Below are 21413 nucleotides of genomic sequence, written 5' to 3'. Positions count from 1 at the left end.
CTTACATTTATTAAAAGGAGAAATCATGTCAAGAAAACGCCAAGCGCCAGTTCGTGATGTTTTAGCAGATCCAATTTTTAACTCAAAAATAATTACTAAATTAATTAATGGAATTATGCTTGATGGTAAAAAATCAATCGCTGAAAATATCTTGTACTCTGCATTTGAAATTGTTAAAGAAAAAACTCAAAAAGACCCAATGGAAGTTTTCAACCAAGCTATTGAAAACATTACTCCACAATTAGAAATTAGATCACGTAGAATTGGTGGAAGTAACTACCAAGTTCCAGTTGAAGTTAGTGCACGTAGAAAACAAACTTTAGCACTACGTTGATTAATCCAATATTCTCGTCTAAGAAGTGAAAAAACAATGGATTTACGTTTAGCAAATGAAATTATTGATGCATCAAACAAAGTTGGTGGATCAATCAAAAAACGTGAAGACACACACAAAATGGCAGAGTCAAACAAAGCCTTTGCTCACTTTAGATGATAATTTTTTAAGGTTAAGTTACTATGGGAAGATCAGTTCGCTTAGAAGACTACCGTAATATTGGAATCATGGCTCACATTGATGCCGGAAAAACAACAACAACAGAACGTATTCTATTCCACACAGGAAAAATTCACAAAATTGGTGAAACTCACGAAGGGGAAAGCCAAATGGACTGAATGATCCAAGAACAAGAACGTGGAATTACCATTACATCAGCTGCTACAACAGCTTTCTGAAAAGGAAAAAGAATCAACATCATTGATACACCAGGACACGTTGACTTTACAGTCGAAGTTGAACGTTCACTTCGTGTACTTGATGGTGCCGTAGCTGTTCTAGATGCTCAAAGTGGGGTTGAACCTCAAACTGAAACAGTATGAAGACAAGCTACAACATACAAAGTTCCTCGTATCGTTTTCGTTAACAAAATGGATAAAGCTGGAGCAAGTTTCAAAGATTCAGTTGCCTCAGTTAGAAGTCGTTTAAACGGAAACTGTCACGCAATCCAATTGAACATTGGAGAAGAGTCACAATTCAATGGAATCGTTGACTTAGTAGAAATGCGTGCTTATGAATTCGATGGGCAACCTGAAGAAAACATGAAGGATATTGCTATTCCTGAACACCTAGTTGAAGAAGCACAAATCATGCGTCAAGAATTAGTTGAAGCTGTTAGTGACTTCGATGAAGAATTAATGATGATGGCGCTAGAAGGAGAAGAAATTAGTGCTGAAAGATTGAAGCAAGGTATTCGTAAAGCTACCTTAACATCAGAATTCTTCCCAGCAGTTTGTGGAACCGCTTTCAAAAACAAAGGTGTTAAATTAATGATTGATGCTGCTGTTGATTATCTGCCTTCACCAGTAGATATTCCAGCAATCAAAGGTCACCTAGGGGATGAAGAAATTTCAGTGCACCCTTCAGATGATGAGCCTTTTGCAGCACTAGCATTTAAAGTTATGAACGACCCTTATGTTGGAAACTTAACTTTCTTCCGTGTTTATGCCGGAGTTCTAGAAAAAGGAAGTTATGTTAAAAACTCAACAAAAGATCAAAAAGAAAGAATTAGCCGTATTCTACAAATGCATGCTAACTCTCGTGAAGACATCAATGAAGTTAGAACAGGAGACATTGCAGCTGCTGTTGGTCTAAAATCGACAACAACTGGAGATACTCTAATCGCTGAAAAATCAGCCGACATTGTTCTAGAAAAAATGGAATTCCCAGAACCAGTTATTTCTCAAGCTCTAGAACCTGCTTCAAAAGCTGCTACTGAAAAACTTTCACTATCATTGCAAAGACTTTCAGCAGAAGACCCAACCTTCAGAACATATACTGATGAAGAAACAGGACAAACAATTATCGCTGGAATGGGAGAATTGCACCTAGATATCATTGTTGACCGTCTAAGAAGAGAATTTGGAGTAGACGTAAACGTTGGAGCACCTCAAGTTTCATACCGTGAAACAATTACTAAAACAGCAGATGTTGAAGGAATTCACAAGAAACAATCTGGAGGAAAAGGACAATACGGACACGTATGAATTAAATATGAACCTAACCCAGATGGCGGATTTGAATTTGTTGACAAAATTGTTGGAGGAAAAATTCCAAAAGAATACATCAAATCAATCCAAAAAGGTCTTGTTGAAAAAATGGAAATTGGTATTCTTGCAGGATACCCAATGATTGACATTAAAGCAACACTATTTGATGGATCATACCATGAAGTCGACTCTTCAGAATTAGCTTACAAAATTGCTGCATCTAAATCACTAACCAAAGGAAAAGAATTATTAGGAACTGTTCTACTAGAACCAATCATGGACGTTGCTGTTACTGTTCCTGAAGATTACTTTGGAGACATCATGGGAGATATTTCACGTCGTCGTGGACAAGTTCGTGGAGACGAAACACGTAGTGATGGAGTTCACATCATTAAAGCATTCATTCCACTAAGTGAAATGTTTGGTTATGCAACCGACTTGCGTTCAATGACAGCTGGACGTGGAAACTACCAAATGTGATTTGACCACTACGAAAAAATGCCTAAAAACTTATCTGATGAAATCATCAAAAAACGTGGTGGAAAAGTTAAAGTTGAAGAAGACTAATTATCTAAAAAAGCAAGCCAATAATAAGCTTGCTTTTATTTTGTTAAAATTTCTTAAGGTATTACATCATGAAATTACTTAAAATTCTTAGATTTAAAAAAAACATTTCCCGTGTCAAAAATCACTCTGAATGTAAGAGACTTTTATACGATAATATTAATTTAATAACCTTTGTTTATACGAACACGAGAAGAAACAAACCACAATTCAAAAATGCATTTTATGCTTTATTTGAAGTTGTTTTACTGGCTACATTTATTGGTGTCATTGCGTTGCCTTTTTTCAGTATTTATAATCTAGCTGTAAAACAAGAACCTAATAAAATGTATTATTTATGGATTTTTGTGGCTGCAAGTATATTGGCATTTGTTTCACTGCTGATAGTAAAAATAATCCAGATTATTTTCATCAATCATATGCACAAATTGTCTGAAATTATTCGTACCTTTTTGAAAAATGAAAAATTAGATAACAATGAAAATGTTATTCTAAACCAAATTGTTAATGAAAGATTAAATGTCTTCAAACTTGATTTTGCTCCTTATGCAAAACATTTTAATCTAAACAAATTGGATAAGTTTTTAGAAATGGTCGAAGATACTTTAGAAGTTGCAACTAAAGATAAACGTAAAAACATTTCAACCTGAGTATTGGAAAAGTTATCAATTTTAGCTATTTATTGCTTAGCTTTATTCTTACTGGTAGACTTTTTAATTGAATTGCAACTGAAATTGAGTAATAATCATCAAGAAATTTCGTCAGGTGGTTTTGTTTCGCTTGTTTCTAGTCCTTTGGTTTTGATTATTTTTCTTGTAACACATCATAGTAAAGTAAAAGTCACTAAAAAGATTTTTAAAGTTGCAATAGGTGCATTAGTTGCAAAACAATCAGATATTTATTTAAATCTTCAAGTTGAAAAAACCCTTGAAAAAATCAAGTACTATCGTTATTTATTAGAGAAAAATGAATTCAAGCAAAAATACATTTTTATGATTTTGCAGCAAATTAATATTTTTGCAAATAAAGACGTCGTACATGGAATGAACAAAAATTATAGTTACATAAAAATTGATATTATCAGTCAAAATTTAATGGCAATTCAGTCTTTTTTAGAAAAAACACAACAATAGAAAAATGGATTTTGCGGAAAATGTCGAACTTTTCGACATTTTTTTATCTACTTTTTACAACTTTTTTGTGTCAAAAAAATGAACAAAATCATACTTTTTTGTTTTTGTTGCATATAATTATTACTATGTAATAAAGGAGCATAAATGTCAGAAATACCAACCATCGATCAGTTCGAGAGTTTTAGTGATGAAATTAAATTCTTACTTGATAAAAACGAAATGAGTCAAAAAGAACTTGCTTTGCGACTGGGTTTGAGTTTAAAACATGTTAATAGTTTTTTAAATGAAGATAGCAATGTGATAACAACAGGAATAATTGAAGGTTTAGAATTTGTTTTTCAACTTCCTAACGGTTCACTTTGAAGGCATTATCAACTATATCGCAACCGTAAACAAGGTCTTGATATGGGGGATAACCTAAAAATTCATCTAGAAAGTTATGGAGTAAAATTTCTAATCAAAAATCCACAACTTTTAATTAAGCAAAACATTCAGATTCGTGAAGAAATGGAAGACTGAAGAAAATTGATGTTATTAAAAGAATTTTATGGGGTCAATAAATTAGAAAATTACAAAGAGTATTTGGAAAAACACATTTTGGCAGAATCTAAAAAATATTACAACAAGCCTAATACATATGTTTGAATTCGTTTCTGTGAATTGGGTATTGATCACAACCTAGAAGTTGGAAACTTTAGAAATAGTCAATTTAAAGTAACTCTAAAAAAAGTGCTGAACATTATGTCAAGCAGCGTAACTTTTAGTGAAAAGATCGAACTTTTAAAACATTTTCTAGCAAGCAAAGGGATAGTTTTAGTAACAAAAAAATATATAACAGGAGCAAAAATAAGAGGTATTACTCTTAAAAAACGTGCTAAACGTTACATTTTCTTGAATGACATTTACAATCGTGAAAGTTTTATTTTCTTCAACTTATTGCACGAAATTATTCATTGTTACCTACCAGATTTAAAAGAAGAAGAAATTGACAAAAAAGTTTTTGAAGAATATGACAATTGAGAAAGTCATGCTCATACAAACTATAAAGCAATTTATGATGCAATCATTTCTATCAAACAAATCACAAGCCTAAGAGAAAAAAGCCCAAAAGCAGACATTTCACACATTTGAGAAACTATTCAACAAAAATATGAAAGTGTTAGTTTCGAAGAGGAATAATAATGGAAACCACAGAATTAAGAGAAAAGCTTTTGGCATCATTTCCAAGAAAATACTACAATGATCGCCACTACACACTTGACGAAGAAAAAAGAATAGTAATATTAGAACCTTTTTTTCATAATATGCTTTTTAAAAATGAACCAGGTTCATTCGCGGGATTTAAAAAAATTGGGGGTTCATCAATAGCTAAGGTTTTAAATACTGACGTTTTTAACAATCATTTTCAAGCCTTTTGCCATATAAGTCGTTTAGCGTTGCCAATGTTAGATCCTAAATATGTTAATGCAGGGGTTATTTTAGAACCTAAAATAATTGCAAAATTAGCAAGAGAAGCGAAAGTTGAAGTGCAAACATTTAATGCCCGTGAGTACAAGTATGACTATTTTGCTGACAAAAATAAATATGTCGGTGGTATTCCTGATGGTTTCATTGAGTCAAAAAATACAGTAGTTGAAATTAAAACTGCTGGTGTTAAAAAATGGGAAGAATGAAAGAAAAATGGTCCAAGTCTCGCTTATATCAAGCAAGCTCAGTTATATGCTTACTTGATGGGAGCTGAAAAATTTGGTATTTTTGCACTCTTTTTAGAAGAAGAAGACTATCAAGATCCAAATAAAGTTGATGTCAATAAAAGACATGCTTTAGCCAATATATACCCATTAGACGAAAAGCAAGCACGTGACGATTTAGAATACGTAATAAACTGATTTAAAAAAACAACTATTAATGGTTTTTCTGAACATTATGATCCAGTTATTGATGCTGATCAAGTCGACTATCTGCGCTGTCGTAATGAAAATGACTGAGCAAAATTGCTGCTTAAGTGATATGAAAATGGAAAGGTTGTAATTCGTGACAAATAAAAAATACATTCAATATAAAGACTATTTTACATACAATGTTTCATCAGAGTACTGATTAACACACACTGAAGAAGATTTTTTATTAGAACATAATGTAGAAAATGCAAGTTATTATGATGAAGACGATGATGAATTAGAAGACGATGATGAAAATAAAGAGTGAGCTAACTTCATAGGTCTTTTTGAAACTACTGAAGAATTCAACTATTCAGACAAATTTGGTCTTGATTTGTATCGCGCTCATGCTGACAACAAGGCTTTTAATTTAGTAAACAAATCTATCAACTTGTATATCAATAAATATTTTCAAAATTTCAAATCAGTAATAATTCCTCTTTCAACCAAACTGGAACAAAAAATTGAATTGACTAAAAAGCATTTAGATGACCCGGAAATAGAGGTAATTATTGGTCCAGTTTTTGAGTATAAAGATGCTTTGGCTAAACCTGCTGCATACAACAAAAAAACAGGTTTAATGCTAGACAAAAAACCAGTAGCTAAAAGCTCACTTGACAATCTTTTAAAAGGTTATTGAAATTGCCAGATAGCAAAACTTTCTGGTGTCAAAAATTTAACAAGTTATCGACTTCTTGTTTTTAATAAAGACGCAAACAACACTCAAAAAAATACTTTAGATTTCTACTTGGCAAGTGAAGTGGCAAGCACGAAAAGTCAAAAAGAATTCATTGCCTGGTTAGACGACAGCAAAAAGTTTTCTTTCGATAAAGTAATTTTTGAAAATGACGGAAAAGTAAAAAAAGATTTACGATGTGCTGATGTTGAATACTTTATAAAAATAATTAAAGAGTTAAGAAGTAAAAAAGAAAAAACTTCTTATGTTCTAAGTGAGAAGGATGATTCAAGCAAATGATGCAAAAAATACAAGACAAAAACAAATCTTGTCTTCAACACCCTATATCCAACTTTTTCACATATTCATGGTTCATTTGTATCTAAAATAGCCGAAAAAATTTTTCACGACCAGCCATATGATGATATATTGCAAAGAACCACTTCTCAAGCTAATGCTCTCTACAAGATTTTAAGAAAAGAATCTACACTAAATGAGCAAGTGGTTGAAAATATAATTAAGCCATTAAGACAAAAAGATAAAGTGGTTGTTTGATACGATTTTGAAGGTTTTTCTATGCCTTATCCAATTTTTGATTACACTTTGCCATATCGACAAATAGTTTTCCAAGTAAGTGTAATTAAAACAATAAACAATCAAATAATAAGCAAGGAAAATGTTGTCTTAGATCCTAGAAATCTTGAACTATCACAATATTTGGATTTTATTAAAACAATTTATGATCCTAATGCCTGTGCGTATGTAGTCTTTAACAAATCTTACGAAAATACTCGTTTAAGAGAAATGGTTGAACTTTACGAAATAACTAATTTAAAAACAGGCGGTAAAGCAATTTCACAAGAGCAAATTGATGAATTGAAAAAAATGGTTGACAAAATTATAAGTGAGGAATTGTGTGTAGATCTCGAAAATGTTTTCAATTACTCAAAAAATGCTATCTATTTCCACCAGCTAAGAGGTTTTTCTTCAATTAAAAAGATTGAAAAATTAATAACTAAATCAAAACTACAACTTCCTGTAATGATTACTCCTTATAGTGAGTTAGAAGTACAAAACGGAACAATGGCAATGACATATGCTATCTGCCGTTATGCTGACACAATTCAAGATAATAAATGAGAAGAAGTAGTCAATAATTTAAAAATATACTGTGAAAATGACGTTATGGCAATGATTATGGCATACCAGTTCATTGAATTAGTACTGGAAAAAGGTGTTAATATCATTGATAGGGACCTAAATATTTTTGAATAAAAAATCAGACCTTGCTAAAAAAGTCTGATTTTTTTTGTGGTCAAAATGATGATATGGTACACCGTACAGGGTTCGAACCTGTGACCCGAAGATTAAGAGTCTCCTGCTCTACCAGCTGAGCTAACGATGCATATACTTAAAATGATAGCACTTTTAAACAAAAAAGCACCAAAAGTGCTCTATAAAACCGGTTTAAAAATTCTCAATAAGTACTTAGCTATCAAACCGTTTTTCTTGTTCAACAACTTTTTAAGTTGCTTTTCATCATGTAAACGGTCGTAAGTTTCAAAAATATATTTTATATCTTTTGTTGCTTCACCACTGTAAAAATTGGTTACTTCAAATTGAGTATAGAAACTGCGATGGTCAAGATTTAAAGTTCCCAAATATGCTAATTCATCATCAACTAAAGCAATTTTTGAGTGTAAAAAGCAATTTTTTACTAATTTAACTTTTAGTCCTAGTTTAATCAGAGGTTTTAAACAAGAAATAGTTGCAAAATATACATATGCCTTATCTCACAGACCAGGAATGTAAAGAGTAATATCAATTCCTTGTGCTAAAGCATCACTTAATGCCATCGAAAGTCTTTTACTTGGTATGAAGTACGGTGTCGATAATTTTATTGATTTGTCCGCTTCGCTTAGCATTTTAACCATTGTTGACTCTATAAATGGAAAATCACATGCTGGCCCGTCTTCAATGGTTGTGATAGCATTTTCATATTCATTATGTTCGTTATTTGATGCCAAAAAATAGCTTTCAATATTACCTATTTTTTTACCCGATTGTTTGTATCAATCATAGCCAAAAAGTCTTGTGTAATACTCAACTATTGGTCCTTGTAAGCTGATATTTGCGTCTTTTCAAATTCCATATTTTTTTGAAAAGTTAGCATATTCATCACTAATATTACATCCACCTGTAAAAACGTAATTGCCATCAATAATAACAAATTTACGGTGACTGCGATAGTTGGCATTTCCAGTAATAAAAGGAAAAGGGATTTTTTCAAACTGAACAATTTTTATTCCAAGATTTTCAAGTTCTTTAAATGTGCTACGCGGTAAGTCTCAAGAACCAAAATCGTCAACAATAATTTTGACTTCTAAACCTTCAGAAACTTTTGAAATTAGAATTTGCTTCAGTTCTTCAAAGATTTCTCCTGGCTTAATAATGTAAGTTTCTAAAAAGATGAATTTTTTAGCCTTTTTTAATTGGTTAAAAAGTTCTTGAAAAAAGAAATGTCCATTATCAAAAGTTATTATTTTAGCTGGATATATGTTTTTAGCATTCATTTTGGCAATTTTTTGTAACTTTTCGCAGTTGATTGACTCATTCAATTCATATGTTTTATTGTTTTGTAAAAATGAATTTCTTTCTTTTACATAATCTTCAAAGGACAAAACTTTTGAATATTTTTGTCCAAAGATAATATAAAGAATATGTCCAATTAAAGGCAATGAAATAAAAACAATAATTCAACTTTGCCTTGTTTCGTTTGGCCGATCTTGAGTAAAAACAATGATATTAAAAATTAAATTTAGAAAATAGATAGCAGCAAGAGTTGAAATTAAGGCAATATTGTTGCTGTTTTGAATTATTAAATATATGACTCCAAAGAGTCCTAGAATTAATATTAATAACAAAATATAATAGCAAACCAACTTTAATTTACGCTTATCCATAAGTAAAATTTTACAATTTTGTGCCATTTTTGTCTACTTTTAGGTCAAAAAAGTTATAAAAAAAATGGCGGGCTGGAGAGGATTCGAACCTCCGCGGGAATTGCTTCCCCTACAGTCTTAGCAGGACCGCCTCTTCGGCCTCTTGAGTACCAACCCAAATTTTGTATATCTATTATAACATGTTTTATGTATTTTGTTTTGTCTTTAGTTGCTGACCAACTAATCCAATTGTTGAGTAAACTTAAAAAATTTGTTATAATATTCAAGCGAAACAGCCAAACAAACAATAAAAATATTTTTTGAAAAGAAATTTATTTTTATGTATAATTATTAAGCAATTTAAAAGTTGCCGACATAGCTCAGCGGTAGAGCAGTTGGCTGTTAACCAATTGGTCACAGGTTCAATCCCTGTTGTCGGCGCCAGTTGGCCCTATGGTGAAGCGGTTAACACACATGGTTTTCATCCATGCATTCGCGGGTTCGAGCCCCGCTAGGGTCACCATTTTTTATCGGACGATTAGCTCAGTTGGGAGAGCATCGCCCTTACAAGGCGAGGGTCGTGGGTTCGAGCCCCTCATCGTCCACCATATGTTAAATCACCAAGCACACAAGTGCTTTTTTTATTTGCTTTTTTGTTATTATATTTGTGTATTATGGATATCAAAATTAAAAAACTTAGTGAAATGACAGGTTTGGAAGCAATGCATATCTTTGCTTTGCGTCAAAATGTTTTTATGATAGAACAGCAGTGTTTATATCATGATATCGATGAAATTGATGCTACTGCCAGCCATACCTTTTACTATATTGGAAATGAAATTGCTTGTTATTTGAGATATTTTGAAAGTGATGGAAAATACAAAATAGGTAGAGTTATAACTAACCCACGTTATAGACGCCAGGGATTGATGCGAAAGTTTCTGTCTGAAGTGTTGCAAATTGTAAAGAATGTAGCACAACAAAAAGGGTTACAAATATGACTATCGGCGCAAGTTTATGCATTAGGTCTATATGAAAAATGTGGCTTTGTAACAGTAGGTTTTGAGTATTTAGAAGATGATATTCCCCACATCGATATGTGTCTTGCTGAAAAATAAAAAATTTTAAAAATTTGTTCTTTAAATTGTTATAATATTAAAGCAAATTAAAAGCCTCCTTAGCTCAGTTGGTAGAGCAACTGACTTGTAATCAGTAGGTCGTAGGTTCGAGTCCTATAGGTGGCACCATTTGCGCGAGTGGTGAAATTGGCAGACACGCTAGTTTTAGGCACTAGTGCTTCACGGCGTGAGGGTTCAAGTCCCTCCTCGCGCACCATATCAAGAAATTGACCAGAAAGCCCAAAGGGGCTTTTTTTGTTTCAAATTTGTCTTTGTTTATGTTAGGATACTAGATCCCTAGGAGGCAAATTTGAAAGTAGAAAATAGCAAAAAAGCAATTAGACCAATCTTAAAATGAGTTGGGGGTAAGCGACAATTATTAGATGAAATCTCCAGGTTGATACCACCAAAATTTAATTGATATTTAGAGCCTTTTGTAGGTGGTGCAGCAGTTTTGTTGGCAATTTTACCTAATAAAGCAATAATTAACGATCTTAACAAAGATTTATTAAATATTTGTATAACTGTAAAAACACAATCTTATGAGCTACTAGAATTACTTAAAAAACACCAATCAAATAACTCAAAAGAATATTTTTATTACTTGCGAAATCAAGACAGAGATTCAGATTTTAGGCAAAAAGACTTTCTCTTTAAGGCTTCAAGGCTAATTTATTTAAACAAAACTTGCTTTAATGGCTTGTATCGAGTCAATAAACAAGGTCATTTTAATAGTCCGTATGGATATTATAAAAATCCAAATATAGCAAACAAAGAATCCATATTGGAATTATCTAGCTATCTGAATGAAAATCACATTGAAATATTTTGCAGAGATTATAAAGAAGTTCTTAAAGTGGCAAGAAACGGCGATTTTGTGTACTTAGATCCTCCATATATGCCAATATCTAAATCTTCATCATTTACAAATTACACAAAAGAAGGTTTTACTAAACAACAACAAATTGAACTAAAAGAAGAATGTGATAAATTACACTCACGTGGTGTGAAATTTTTGCTGTCAAATTCTGATCATGAGCTTATAAGAGAACTTTTCAAAGAATACAAAATTAAAGCAATCCAAGCTAAAAGACTAATAAATAGTGTTGCAACCAAGCGAGGCAAAGTAAATGAAGTTTTAATTTGGAATTATGACTTAAACAATTAATGTTACACAAAGTAAAGATACAATCACTAGTAGAATAGTTTAAAAAAATCAAAAAGACAGCCAAAAAATAAGCAAATTATGCAATTTTTAAAAAATTGTTATAATTTGAAATATATATTTTAAATAAGGAAATTTATGTACGAACAACGCGAAGAAGTAGAAATAGTGGATGGAGTGAAAACAGGGAAAGCAATTTATTACTTTCGTTGTGGTTCAACCGAAACTTACTCATATGTTAATGGACAAAAAAATGGTCCTGCCAAAATGGTAGTTCCAAATGGTGATATTGCTGAATACACATATGTTGATGGTTTAGCACAAGGTCCTGGTTATTTACAATATGCTAATGGTGATCGTGAAGAATTTATTTATGTTGACAATCTAAAACACGGGAAAGCAACATTTTATAAAGCTAACGGTGATCGTGAAGAATGCAATTACAAAAACGACATGCTAAATGGGGATGCAACAACATACTATGCAAATGGTGATGTTGAACGTTACAAATACTCAACAGGTAAAAGACAGGGGGACGCTGTCTACATCACTAAGGATGGTAAAGAAAGCCACTATAAATACTTTTGAGGAAAGAAATACGAGGAATAAAATGAACGCAGTTTCAGATAAAAGTAGATTAGTATTAGTTTTATTATCTTGATTTTTAGGTGGACTAGGAATTGACCGTTTTTACGCCGGAAGAACAATGTTGGGCATTTTTAAATTATTAACTTTAGGACTTTGCGGAATTTGATGATTTATTGATTTTGTTCTAGCTTTATTAGGATCACAAAAAGATTCAAATGGAAAACTAATCGCTAATTGATAAAAAAGGCATAATAAAAAACTCTCAACACGAGAGTTTTTTATTATTATTTTGAATTTTTACCGAATCTACGGTTGAATTTTTCAACTTGACCAGTAGCTTTAGCACTTGTACGGTTACCTGTATAAAAGGCGTGACAACTTGAGCAAACATCTAAAGAGATTTTACTTGCAGTTGTTCCGAATTCGTGTTCTGCACCACATGATGAGCAAGTTATTTTAATTTGTTGATATTGTGGGTGAATATCTTTTTTCATAATATGTTGCTCCTTTTAATGTTGTATTGCTTTATAATTCTACCAAAAAATTAACTTTTTTTGCTTTATTAATATAGAAGGCCGATAACGTATGCTTTAGTTCCAAGCGACCACATACCGATTTTATTTAAGATTGCTTGGTTTTCAGCTTTTTCTAGCTCCATGTAAAATGTTGTGTCACTTGTGTAATATTTATTTTTTCTTTCCAAACTAATATAACGCTTAATTGCTAAACCCTTTGTTACTAAGTCTATGTTCAGCATATGTTGCTCGCTAAGATAAATTTTTCCCAAAGATCGAGAGTATTTATCCTTTTTAGGATTTTTTGGCACTCACACAAAGTCTTTATTTTCAGTTATTAGTCTTTTTAATTCTTCTTTAGCTTTTGTTCCCCATAAATGTTGGTCTCCAGTAGTCGGTTCTCAACTTCCGTCAGGTGCATGTTTTCTTGTTTCTGGAGTGTCAATTCCACTGAATCTTCACTTAGTAAAATCATTGTTATTCTCAGTCACGATAGTATCACCATCGATAACTTCCGTCACTTTTGCTTTGTAATACTCACTTAAAAATTGTTGACTAAATTTTGTTTCTTCTTGTGGGTGTTTTGTTTCAACATTATTACATTTTTGGGCTGAAAGTAAAACAGTTGGAATCATCAAACTAGTTAGCATTAAAGGTAAAAGTCATTTTTTAATTTTTGTCGCCATATACAAAATTATTTCACTTTCTCTTCCATTAATATAAAAATGAAAAAAATCAGGGAATGAAGCCCCTGATTATTAACGATTTGTATTCTCAATTGGTCGGTTAATGGTTCATCTTCCATCTGCTAAGCGGAAAAATTTACCATCAATAGTCAACAATTTATACAATTGCCCTCTTTTTAATTCATCAATTTCATCTTCACTAAAATTATTATCGTTTTGTGAGAATTGTTCGATTCAAAATTGAATAAATTTTTCACGAACGTATTGATAAATTTGCTCAAAAGTAAGATTTTCTTTATTCATTGTTTTAAAAGCTTCTAGAGCAGTTGAAAGCATTGTTTCATTTTGCATTGTTATACTCCTTAATCCCCAAAGCACTTGTGTTTCTAAATTTAAACATTAATAAGAATTATAAAAATTAATTAAGAAAGAATGAGAAAAGTTTATTTAAAGAAAGAAAAAAACAAAATGTTGAATATTAAAATACACAAGAAGGTATACAAAACACAGTGTGGGGTCTTGAATATTTATGTTAATAAACTATAATATTATTGTATAAATATTTTTTTGCGTGTAGCTGTTGTTTATACCACCAAATTGAGTTAGTGGTTTTTATCACAAAAATAAATTTGCAAATAAAAACAGTGTAATTTTACCATAAAATTTCGAATTACACAAAAAAATTTATTTATGCAAACAACAAAATTTATTAATTTAAAGATCTATTAAAAAACTATTTAAGGAAGGCAATAAATGTCAGTTTTTAATGAAAAATTCAAGGGAATCAACGTCTACAGTGAAGTTGGTGAACTTGAATCTGTATTAGTACATGAACCAGGGCGAGAAATTGATTACATTACCCCTGCTCGACTAGATGAACTATTGTTCTCTGCTATCTTGGAAAGCCATGAAGCAAGAAAAGAACATAGATCATTCGTTGAATCACTAAAAGGACATGGAATCAATGTAGTTGAACTACTAGATTTAGTAACAGAAACCTACGAACTAGCTAGTCCGGAAGCTCGTAAACAATTTATCGAAGACTTCTTAGAAGATTCAAACCCAATTCTAAGTGAAGAAAAGAAAGCTCTTATTAGAGAATTCTTCAGCAAACTTTCACCAAGAAAAATGGTTGAATACATGATGTCAGGAATCACAAAATATGATTTAAACATTGAATCAAAACACGAATTAGTTGTAGATCCAATGCCAAACTTATATTTCACACGTGACCCATTTGCATCAGTAGGTAATGGAGTTACAATTCACTTCATGCGTTACAAAGTGCGTCAAAGAGAAACACTGTTCTCATTATTCGTTTTCAAAAACCACCCAAAACTAGTTAATACTCCTATTTATTACGAACCAAGTCTAAAACTTTCAATCGAAGGTGGAGATGTATTCGTATACAACGAAAAAACACTAGTTATTGGAGTTTCAGAAAGAACAGACCTAGATACAATTGAATTATTAGCTAAAAATATTAAAGCTAACCCAGAAGCAAAATTCACACGTATTGTTGGGGTTAATGTTCCTAAATGAACAAACTTAATGCACCTAGACACATGATTGACAATGTTAGATAGAAACAAATTCTTATACTCACCAATCATGTTAGATGTTCTAAAATTCTGAGAATTTGATTTAACAGAAGATGAACCAAAACGTAAAGAAAGCGGAGCATCTCTATCAGACTTATTAGAATCAATTATCGGTGAAAAACCAGTTCTAATTCCTATTGCAGGAAAAGGTGCAACTTTAATGGAAATTGAAAGAGAAACACACTTCGACGGAACAAACTACTTAGCTTTAGCTCCAGGAGTTGTAATTGGTTACTCACGTAACGAAAAAACAAACAAAGCTTTAGAAGCTGCTGGAATTAAAGTTATTCCATTCCACGGAAATCAATTATCACTTGGAATGGGAAATGCTCGTTGCATGTCAATGCCTTTATCAAGAAAAGACCTTAAATAATAATTAATAAATTTATATTTGTGAACATTCATAAAATTATTAGCGTTTATAAAAAAACAACTTAAACCCATTTAAATTCATTCTTTTTCTTAATTTTTATAAACAAACAACAAAACAGTAATAAGAAAAACTTATTACACAACATACGAAAGGATAAACAATGTCTGACGAACAATTAGTTGTGACTGCTGACAAGAAAAAGAAAATTAGTTTCTTTTCAGCAATTTTAATTGTTATCGGTTCATCAGTCGGAGCAGGAATTTTCCTACGGGCAGATAAAGTACTTGCAGAATCTGCTGGAAACATTTTCTGATCTATCTTAGCTTGGGGACTAGCAGCATTTGCGGTTATTGCCATGGCAATAGCACTTGTTGAAGTTGCTTCAGGTCGTAATGATAACCTTGGTATGATTGGGTGAAATAAAGCGTTCAACAGTCTTTACATCTATAAAGCATGTAAAAACTTCATGACTTTTATTTACTTACCTTTCACTTACTACTTTATGCCACTATATGTAATTATTCAAATGCAAGACGCTGCTGGAGGATTTGTCACAGATGGTGGTTTACTAATCAATAAAGCATTCGGAAATAATGACTGAATTATTATGATGCTTTTTGCTTTAGGAATTTCATTCTGATTCTTATTTACATCAGGATTAAGTTCAAAAGCAGGAAACATTCAAAACTTAGTTGTTACTGCTATTAAATTCTTCCCACTTATCGCAGTAACCATTATCGGATTAGTATTTGCTGGTCAAAAACTATCTGAACAAGTCAGTGATGGAAGCACAGTCACTGTCGGTCAACAAATGACACAAATTAAATGATGAAATCCACAATCAACAAGCCTAGCAAAACTATCACCAATCTTTGGTATCTTCACAAGTATGGCTGCTATCTTCTTTGCATATGATGGATTTTATGTAACAGCCGGAGTTCAATCAGAAATGGCTGAACCTAAGAAAACACCACTTGCTCTAGTTATTGGACTAGTAACTGTAACTATTATTTACTTGATTCTTGCTGTTACAATGACAATTGGTGCTGCTAGTGGAGGATTCTATGGATTCTCGGATCAACTAAAATCAATTAAAGCAAGTTGATTATTTGGATTAATTAACTTTGCTATTGCAATCGGAATCTTAGGAATCATTAACGGATTCACAATGTGATGTACTCGTTTCATTGAAGACTTAATAAACGAAGGTGAGTTGTGAGTTCCACTTAAAGTTCATGCAAAAATGCAAAAAGCAAAAACTCCAATCGTCGGAACTATCTATGCAATCATTCTAACAATTCCTGTTACTCTAATCTTTAATGTTGTTGGATCACTTGCTTACTTCCCAGGTGGATATGACGGTTTATATGGTTCAAGAAACTTCAACTCAAATATGAACTTCTCTGACTTAATGGCTAACTGAATGGCTGTTATCTCATTCGCATTCATTATTGTTGCTATTTTTGGAACAATCAGAAACCGTAAATTGAACTTTATTAAAGTTGAAAAAGGAAAACACACAGTTTGAGCAGGTTGAGTTGGTATTGTATTAGTTGCTTTAGCATTAGTTACTTATGCAATTAATCCATATGTATCAATCGCTTTAACTGAAAAACAAATCGAAAACTACTTTGACCCTAAAGTAGGACTAATTACAACAGTAGAAAAAACAAAAGACATGACTGATGCTGCTTTTGTTAAAGCTCAATGAAAATTATTAGAGAATTTACACTATGAATGAATCGGAAACATCGTAACAGCAATTCTTCTTCCTTCATTTGTATTAATTATGTTCGGACTTGTTCCTATTGAAAAAGCAGTAGTTTACAAGAGAGCTAAAAAATACGAAAAAAGACTTGCTAAAACTTCTGATCCAGTTCTAAAAGAAAAATTAGAAAAATTAATCAGCTTCAACAATCTAAGAATTCAAACTTTTGAAACTGCACGTTAATTAGCATATATTGAACACAGGATAAGCCAAGTGCTTATCTTGTTTTTTATTCTTGCTTTTGCTATATAAAAAGCTTAGTCTTTTTGACTAAGCTTTAAAACTATTTTTTAAGTCTTAACTTATTTTCTGTTTTATTTACCAATCTTTTAATATTGGTGCGATGCATAAAAATAACTATCAAGTCAGCAACAAGTAAGACAATACCTGGAATATAAAACCAATCTTTATTAATTGAGCAAACACCAAGAGGTCCAGAAGCAATTCAAGGAATAAATGCAAATAAAACTAGTATGAATGGAACAACTATTGAACCAAGTGAAACATATTTTGTTATTAATACAACACTTAAAAATAAAACAATACCAATGAATAGTAAGATGATGTTGGTTGCAATAACCATTCCTAAGAAACAAGCAGCTCCCTTACCACCTTTAAATTTAAAGTAAATAGGTCACACATGTCCAACCAAGGCACCTAGACCAGCAATCAATGGAATCAATGAAATACTGATGCTTAAGTCTCTGATTACTCATCTTTGCAAAATAACAACGAAAAAACAAGGTAACATCGCTTTTAAAACATCAAAGCAAAAGACAACTAAAGCAAATTTCTTGCCGTAGACTCTTAAAGCATTTGTTGAACCCGCATTATTTGAACCTTGTGATCTGATATCTTCTTTTTTAAGTTTTTTAGACATGATAATTGACAGATTTATTGAACCAATAAAATATCCTGCAATAAAAATAAAAATGTTAATTCATCAATATGGCATTACTCTATTATATAAGGTTTAAAAATGGCAAACAAAAAACAAAATATTTTTTGTACTTTTTCAGTTAAAAATAGTAAAATTACAAATGTAGCCAAAAGCACTTGACTACGAAAAAAAAGTGGTCGCGTAGCTCAGCTGGATAGAGTACGTGCCTTCTAAGCATGTGGTCGTGGGTTCGAGTCCCGCCGCGATCGCCATTTTTTTTATTCTTTTTTTCAAATTTAATTTATATAACAGTTTTTAAAATCAAATAATTCTCATTTTTTCGTTTAAAAGCAGCCGGGTTTGGCTGCTGCTTTTTTAAAACTAAAAACGACTAAAAACAATACCAAATTAAGTAAAAAAAATACTAGAAACAACTTTGTTTTCGAATTACAATATTTGTGAAAAAAAGAAGTATATTCACTTTAAACTTCAATAAGGAGCAAATAATGAATTATTTTAGTCCCAACAAATTGATTAGTTATCTACAAACAGCAGCATTTTTGTATTTTTTCTCGTGATTCTTTAGTATGTTTATTTATGTTGGTATTTACATGGGTACATGAGACAAAACATTTATTGTTGCTAGAAATGCAATGATTATTTGCGGGATTTTGCTAAATTTATTGGTTTTAGGATTAGGTTATTTGATGTATTGAAAATATGAAAATGAATACAACACCAAAATCAAAATATCAGCTACTGAAGTGCTTGTAGCAAAACATAAGAGTCTACAAAAACACAAAATTTGACTCATTTTGTCAGTCTTTTTACCTGGTTTTGCAAATTTAATATTGGTTTGAATTTTTTGAGCAAGATCCAACAGAGTTATTGCTGTTTTGCATAATAATTCAATAAGCAAAACTGATTTAGATTCATTTGATAATGTTAATAATCAAAATGATGATTCAAGAATAAAAGGAGATTTTTAGAATACTGCTTAGCAGTATTTTTTATTGCTTTGTCAAGTAAAGTAAGCCAAAAGGTATAATTTTAGTATTATGGATAAGAAAGAACTAAAAGATTTGATTCGTACAGTGTACGATTTTCCTGAAAAAGGAATTGTTTTTAAAGATATTTCATACTTGTTAGCTAATGGAGAAGCTTTACATTACACAATTGATGAAATAGCTAAATTTACCAATGATGCCGATATTATCGTTGGACCTGATGCACGCGGTTTTTTATTTGGGACACCAGTAGCAGCTAAAACAAAAAAACCGTTTATTATGGTGCGTAAAAAAGGTAAATTACCTGGTCCTGTGTTGTCTTGTGACTACGGGCTTGAGTATGGGCGCAATGTTTTAGAAATTCAAGATAGAATCACTAAACCAGGACAAAAAGCAGTAATTATAGATGACGTTTTGGCAACTGGAGGAACATTAGAAGCAATCATTAAACTTCTAGAAAGAGAAAAAGTGGAAGTTTTAAGAGTAGTTGTTTTGATGGAATTAGATGGATTTGATGCAAGAAATAGACTAAAAGTTCCAGTTGAATCACTAATCAAAATTAACAAAGGAGAATAATGAAAAAATACAATTCATACAATGGAGTTCCTAAAGATTACAAGTGAGATTTAGAAGATATTCTTAAAGGGACAACACTAGAAAAATTACAAAAAGAGTATTTTGATTTATACGAAAAAATTATTGAACTTAAAGACTCCAAATACAGCTCTAAACAAGCTTATTTAGATTATTTAAAAATTTATGACAAAAAGCTTGAAGTAGATTTTAAAATCGGAAACTATTTATCAAATAAAAGAAACATCAACGTTGTTGATCCTGAAATTAATAAATTGATTGCTGATTTTTCAAATAAAGATGATGATTGTGAAGCAAGATTAGGTTCTGAATTAAACAGAGTAAAACAACACAGAGCAAAAATTGAAAAATGAGTAAATGATAAAGATTTTGCAGCAGTTAAAAAAGACTTTGAAGAAGCCTTAAGTGCACTAGATCACAAGTTAAGTGATGAAGTTGAAAATTACTTAACAGAGGCAAATAGTGGTCACCCTTCAGTGCATGCTGTTTTTAGCATCTTAGAATCAAGTGAAGTTGATTTCGGTTATGCTATTTCTTCAAAAGGTTACAAACAAAAAATTACTCGCGGAACTAGAATTAAACTAGCAAAGTCAAAAGATGAGCAAACCCGTAAAACAGCTTATCAAAATTACTTAGCAGGTTTCTATAAACACAAAGAAAGTTTTGCTAACTTGCTAATTCAACACTTTAAAGAATACTCAACTAGTGCAAAACTAAGAAAATACAACTCATCAATTGAAGCTTTGCTTTCGGATGACAATATCGACCCAAAACTTTTAGAAATTATCTATAACAATGTTGCTAATAATATGGCAATGTTTAAGCGTTTCAATAAAGCCAATAAAGAATTCTTCAAAATTAAATATAAAAAAGAACGTAAAGTTTGAGATAGTGCTTTAGATTTAGTGGATATTAAAAATGAATATTCTGTTGAAGAAGCAAAGCAAATTTTTGTTGACTTGATGTCGGTGATGCCTACTCGTTATGCACAAGTTGCAACAAAAGCAATGCAAGAAAACTGAGTTGATTTTGTTAATGTGCCAAACAAACGTAGTGGTGCTTATTCAATTGGTGCTTCATACGGTCTAGACAAAAAATACATTTTGATGAATTTTAATGGTTCACTAGATTCAGTGGGGACACTATGCCACGAAATGGGTCACTCAATGCACTCATACTTTTCAGACATTACACAGGACATTAAAAGAAGTCAATACCCAATCTTTTTAGCAGAAATAGCATCCATTTTTAATGAATTAATGCTAAACGATTACTTAATTTCTAAAGCTAAAAGCGACAAGGAAAAGTTTTATTTATTAGGTGAAAGCATTAATGATTTTGTCGGAACTGTTATTCGTCAAACTCAATGATCTAATTATGAGTACAATCTTTATCAAGCAATGGATCAAAAACAACCTATTGCTTCATACAAGGACTTAGAATCAATCTACATTGATATTGCTAACAAGTATGCAATGAGTGATAAAAAATCAAAACCTGGCGATCATATAAATATTTATTCAGTTACTGTGCCACACTTTTACTACAATTTCTATGTTTACAAATATGCTTTAGGCTACATTGTAGCTAATGTTTTCTACAACAAGTACAAAAAAGAAGGCGAAAAAGCACTGAACGAATACATTGACAAGTTTCTTTCAGCCGGAGATAGAGATTGACCTGCACAAATTTTAAAAGATGCCGGAGTCGACATTTATTCAGACGAAGTTTATAAAATGGCATTTGAAAATGTAGAACAAAAAATTAATACTTACATTAAGTTGGGTAACAAAATTTTCAAAAAATAACACATAAAAGCT

Annotated in this window: 20 protein-coding genes and 8 tRNA genes; 21 read left to right on the top strand and 7 right to left on the bottom strand. The window is 31.5% G+C overall.

Annotated elements, in window-relative coordinates:
- Window positions 1–25 precede the first annotated feature (25 nt).
- From rpsG to ACSH40_RS02200, 6 genes are all read left to right on the top strand, one after another.
- Window positions 26–496, top strand: coding sequence for a 30S ribosomal protein S7 (gene rpsG, locus ACSH40_RS02225; protein ID WP_438341368.1), 471 nt, complete (start codon window positions 26–28; stop codon window positions 494–496).
- Between the two features lie 20 nt (window positions 497–516).
- Complete coding sequence (fusA, locus tag ACSH40_RS02220) at window positions 517–2610, top strand: elongation factor G (RefSeq protein WP_438341367.1); 2094 nt, start codon at window positions 517–519, stop codon at window positions 2608–2610.
- A gap of 68 nt (window positions 2611–2678) precedes the next feature.
- Window positions 2679–3740: a hypothetical protein gene (locus ACSH40_RS02215; RefSeq protein WP_438341366.1), complete on the top strand. Its 1062-nt coding sequence runs from the start codon at window positions 2679–2681 to the stop codon at window positions 3738–3740.
- A 144-nt stretch (window positions 3741–3884) separates the two neighbouring features.
- The gene (locus tag ACSH40_RS02210; protein WP_438341365.1) at window positions 3885–4919 is read left to right on the top strand and encodes a hypothetical protein; all 1035 of its coding nucleotides are present in this window, start codon (window positions 3885–3887) and stop codon (window positions 4917–4919) included.
- Window positions 4920–4921: 2 nt separating this feature from the next.
- Complete coding sequence (locus ACSH40_RS02205) at window positions 4922–5785, top strand: MAGa7180 family putative nuclease (RefSeq protein WP_438341364.1); 864 nt, start codon at window positions 4922–4924, stop codon at window positions 5783–5785.
- The gene (locus tag ACSH40_RS02200; RefSeq protein ID WP_438341363.1) at window positions 5775–7631 is read left to right on the top strand and encodes a DUF2779 domain-containing protein; all 1857 of its coding nucleotides are present in this window, start codon (window positions 5775–5777) and stop codon (window positions 7629–7631) included. Before ACSH40_RS02205 ends, ACSH40_RS02200 begins: the two co-directional genes overlap by 11 nt.
- Window positions 7632–7685: 54 nt before the next feature.
- Here ACSH40_RS02200 and ACSH40_RS02195 read toward each other — a convergent pair.
- The 3 genes from ACSH40_RS02195 to ACSH40_RS02185 form a co-directional block, all read right to left on the bottom strand.
- A tRNA-Lys gene (locus ACSH40_RS02195) sits at window positions 7686–7761 on the bottom strand.
- A gap of 49 nt (window positions 7762–7810) precedes the next feature.
- Window positions 7811–9319, bottom strand: coding sequence for a cardiolipin synthase (cls, locus tag ACSH40_RS02190; RefSeq protein ID WP_438341362.1), 1509 nt, complete (start codon window positions 9317–9319; stop codon window positions 7811–7813).
- Window positions 9320–9384: 65 nt separating this feature from the next.
- A tRNA-Ser gene (locus tag ACSH40_RS02185) sits at window positions 9385–9475 on the bottom strand.
- 192 nt (window positions 9476–9667) lie between these two features.
- Between ACSH40_RS02185 and ACSH40_RS02180 the strand changes: the two genes are divergently transcribed.
- The 9 genes from ACSH40_RS02180 to ACSH40_RS02140 all read left to right on the top strand — a co-directional run bounded on the left by ACSH40_RS02180 (window position 9668) and on the right by ACSH40_RS02140 (window position 12410).
- Window positions 9668–9742, top strand: a tRNA-Asn gene (locus ACSH40_RS02180).
- A gap of 3 nt (window positions 9743–9745) precedes the next feature.
- A tRNA-Glu gene (locus tag ACSH40_RS02175) sits at window positions 9746–9821 on the top strand.
- Window positions 9822–9830: 9 nt separating this feature from the next.
- Window positions 9831–9906: transfer RNA gene (locus tag ACSH40_RS02170), tRNA-Val, on the top strand.
- 96 nt (window positions 9907–10002) lie between these two features.
- On the top strand, window positions 10003–10416 hold the full coding sequence (locus ACSH40_RS02165) for a GNAT family N-acetyltransferase (protein WP_438341361.1): 414 nt from the start codon (window positions 10003–10005) through the stop codon (window positions 10414–10416).
- A gap of 53 nt (window positions 10417–10469) precedes the next feature.
- Window positions 10470–10545 (top strand) — tRNA-Thr (locus ACSH40_RS02160).
- A gap of 3 nt (window positions 10546–10548) precedes the next feature.
- Window positions 10549–10633 (top strand) — tRNA-Leu (locus tag ACSH40_RS02155).
- Between the two features lie 93 nt (window positions 10634–10726).
- A complete protein-coding gene (locus ACSH40_RS02150; protein ID WP_438341360.1) occupies window positions 10727–11584 on the top strand; it encodes a DNA adenine methylase in 858 nt (285 codons plus the stop codon).
- A gap of 135 nt (window positions 11585–11719) precedes the next feature.
- Complete coding sequence (locus tag ACSH40_RS02145; RefSeq protein WP_438341359.1) at window positions 11720–12190, top strand: hypothetical protein; 471 nt, start codon at window positions 11720–11722, stop codon at window positions 12188–12190.
- Window position 12191: 1 nt separating this feature from the next.
- Window positions 12192–12410, top strand: a complete 219-nt coding sequence (locus ACSH40_RS02140) for a TM2 domain-containing protein (RefSeq protein WP_438341358.1) — start codon at window positions 12192–12194, stop codon at window positions 12408–12410.
- A 43-nt stretch (window positions 12411–12453) separates the two neighbouring features.
- Here ACSH40_RS02140 and rpmE read toward each other — a convergent pair whose 3' ends face one another.
- The 3 genes from rpmE to ACSH40_RS02125 form a co-directional block, all read right to left on the bottom strand.
- The gene (gene rpmE / locus ACSH40_RS02135; RefSeq protein ID WP_438341357.1) at window positions 12454–12663 is read right to left on the bottom strand and encodes a 50S ribosomal protein L31; all 210 of its coding nucleotides are present in this window, start codon (window positions 12661–12663) and stop codon (window positions 12454–12456) included.
- Window positions 12664–12731: 68 nt separating this feature from the next.
- Window positions 12732–13370 carry a thermonuclease family protein gene (locus ACSH40_RS02130; protein WP_438341356.1) on the bottom strand — a complete coding sequence of 213 codons (639 nt, stop codon included), beginning with the start codon at window positions 13368–13370 and terminating at the stop codon, window positions 12732–12734.
- A gap of 72 nt (window positions 13371–13442) precedes the next feature.
- Entirely contained in the window at window positions 13443–13721 is a 279-nt protein-coding gene (locus tag ACSH40_RS02125) for a hypothetical protein (RefSeq protein WP_438341355.1), read from the bottom strand.
- A 402-nt stretch (window positions 13722–14123) separates the two neighbouring features.
- Between ACSH40_RS02125 and arcA the strand changes: the two genes are divergently transcribed.
- On the top strand, window positions 14124–15344 hold the full coding sequence (gene arcA / locus ACSH40_RS02120; protein WP_438341354.1) for an arginine deiminase: 1221 nt from the start codon (window positions 14124–14126) through the stop codon (window positions 15342–15344).
- A 160-nt stretch (window positions 15345–15504) separates the two neighbouring features.
- A complete protein-coding gene (locus ACSH40_RS02115) occupies window positions 15505–17295 on the top strand; it encodes an APC family permease (RefSeq protein ID WP_438341353.1) in 1791 nt (596 codons plus the stop codon).
- 100 nt (window positions 17296–17395) lie between these two features.
- On the opposite strand, the gene plsY is transcribed toward ACSH40_RS02115, so the two are convergent.
- Window positions 17396–18067: a glycerol-3-phosphate 1-O-acyltransferase PlsY gene (gene plsY, locus ACSH40_RS02110; protein WP_438341352.1), complete on the bottom strand. Its 672-nt coding sequence runs from the start codon at window positions 18065–18067 to the stop codon at window positions 17396–17398.
- Window positions 18068–18187: 120 nt separating this feature from the next.
- On the opposite strand from plsY, the gene ACSH40_RS02105 reads away from it, so the two are divergent.
- The 4 genes from ACSH40_RS02105 (at window position 18188) to pepF (ending at window position 21401) form a co-directional block, all read left to right on the top strand.
- Window positions 18188–18264 (top strand) — tRNA-Arg (locus tag ACSH40_RS02105).
- 234 nt (window positions 18265–18498) lie between these two features.
- The gene (locus tag ACSH40_RS02100) at window positions 18499–18981 is read left to right on the top strand and encodes a hypothetical protein (protein ID WP_438341351.1); all 483 of its coding nucleotides are present in this window, start codon (window positions 18499–18501) and stop codon (window positions 18979–18981) included.
- A gap of 69 nt (window positions 18982–19050) precedes the next feature.
- Window positions 19051–19575 (top strand): adenine phosphoribosyltransferase, encoded by a 525-nt coding sequence (locus ACSH40_RS02095; RefSeq protein WP_438341350.1) that lies wholly within the window; start codon window positions 19051–19053, stop codon window positions 19573–19575.
- Window positions 19575–21401, top strand: a complete 1827-nt coding sequence (pepF, locus tag ACSH40_RS02090; RefSeq protein WP_438341349.1) for an oligoendopeptidase F — start codon at window positions 19575–19577, stop codon at window positions 21399–21401. Before ACSH40_RS02095 ends, pepF begins: the two co-directional genes overlap by 1 nt.
- Window positions 21402–21413: the final 12 nt, after the last annotated feature.

Source organism: Mycoplasma sp. 3341 (assembly GCF_051549855.1).
In the GTDB taxonomy this organism is placed as follows: Bacteria; Bacillota_I; Bacilli_A; order Mycoplasmatales; family Metamycoplasmataceae; genus Metamycoplasma.
Note: the sequence above shows the minus strand (reverse complement) of the source record. Positions and strands in the feature narration are given on the sequence as shown.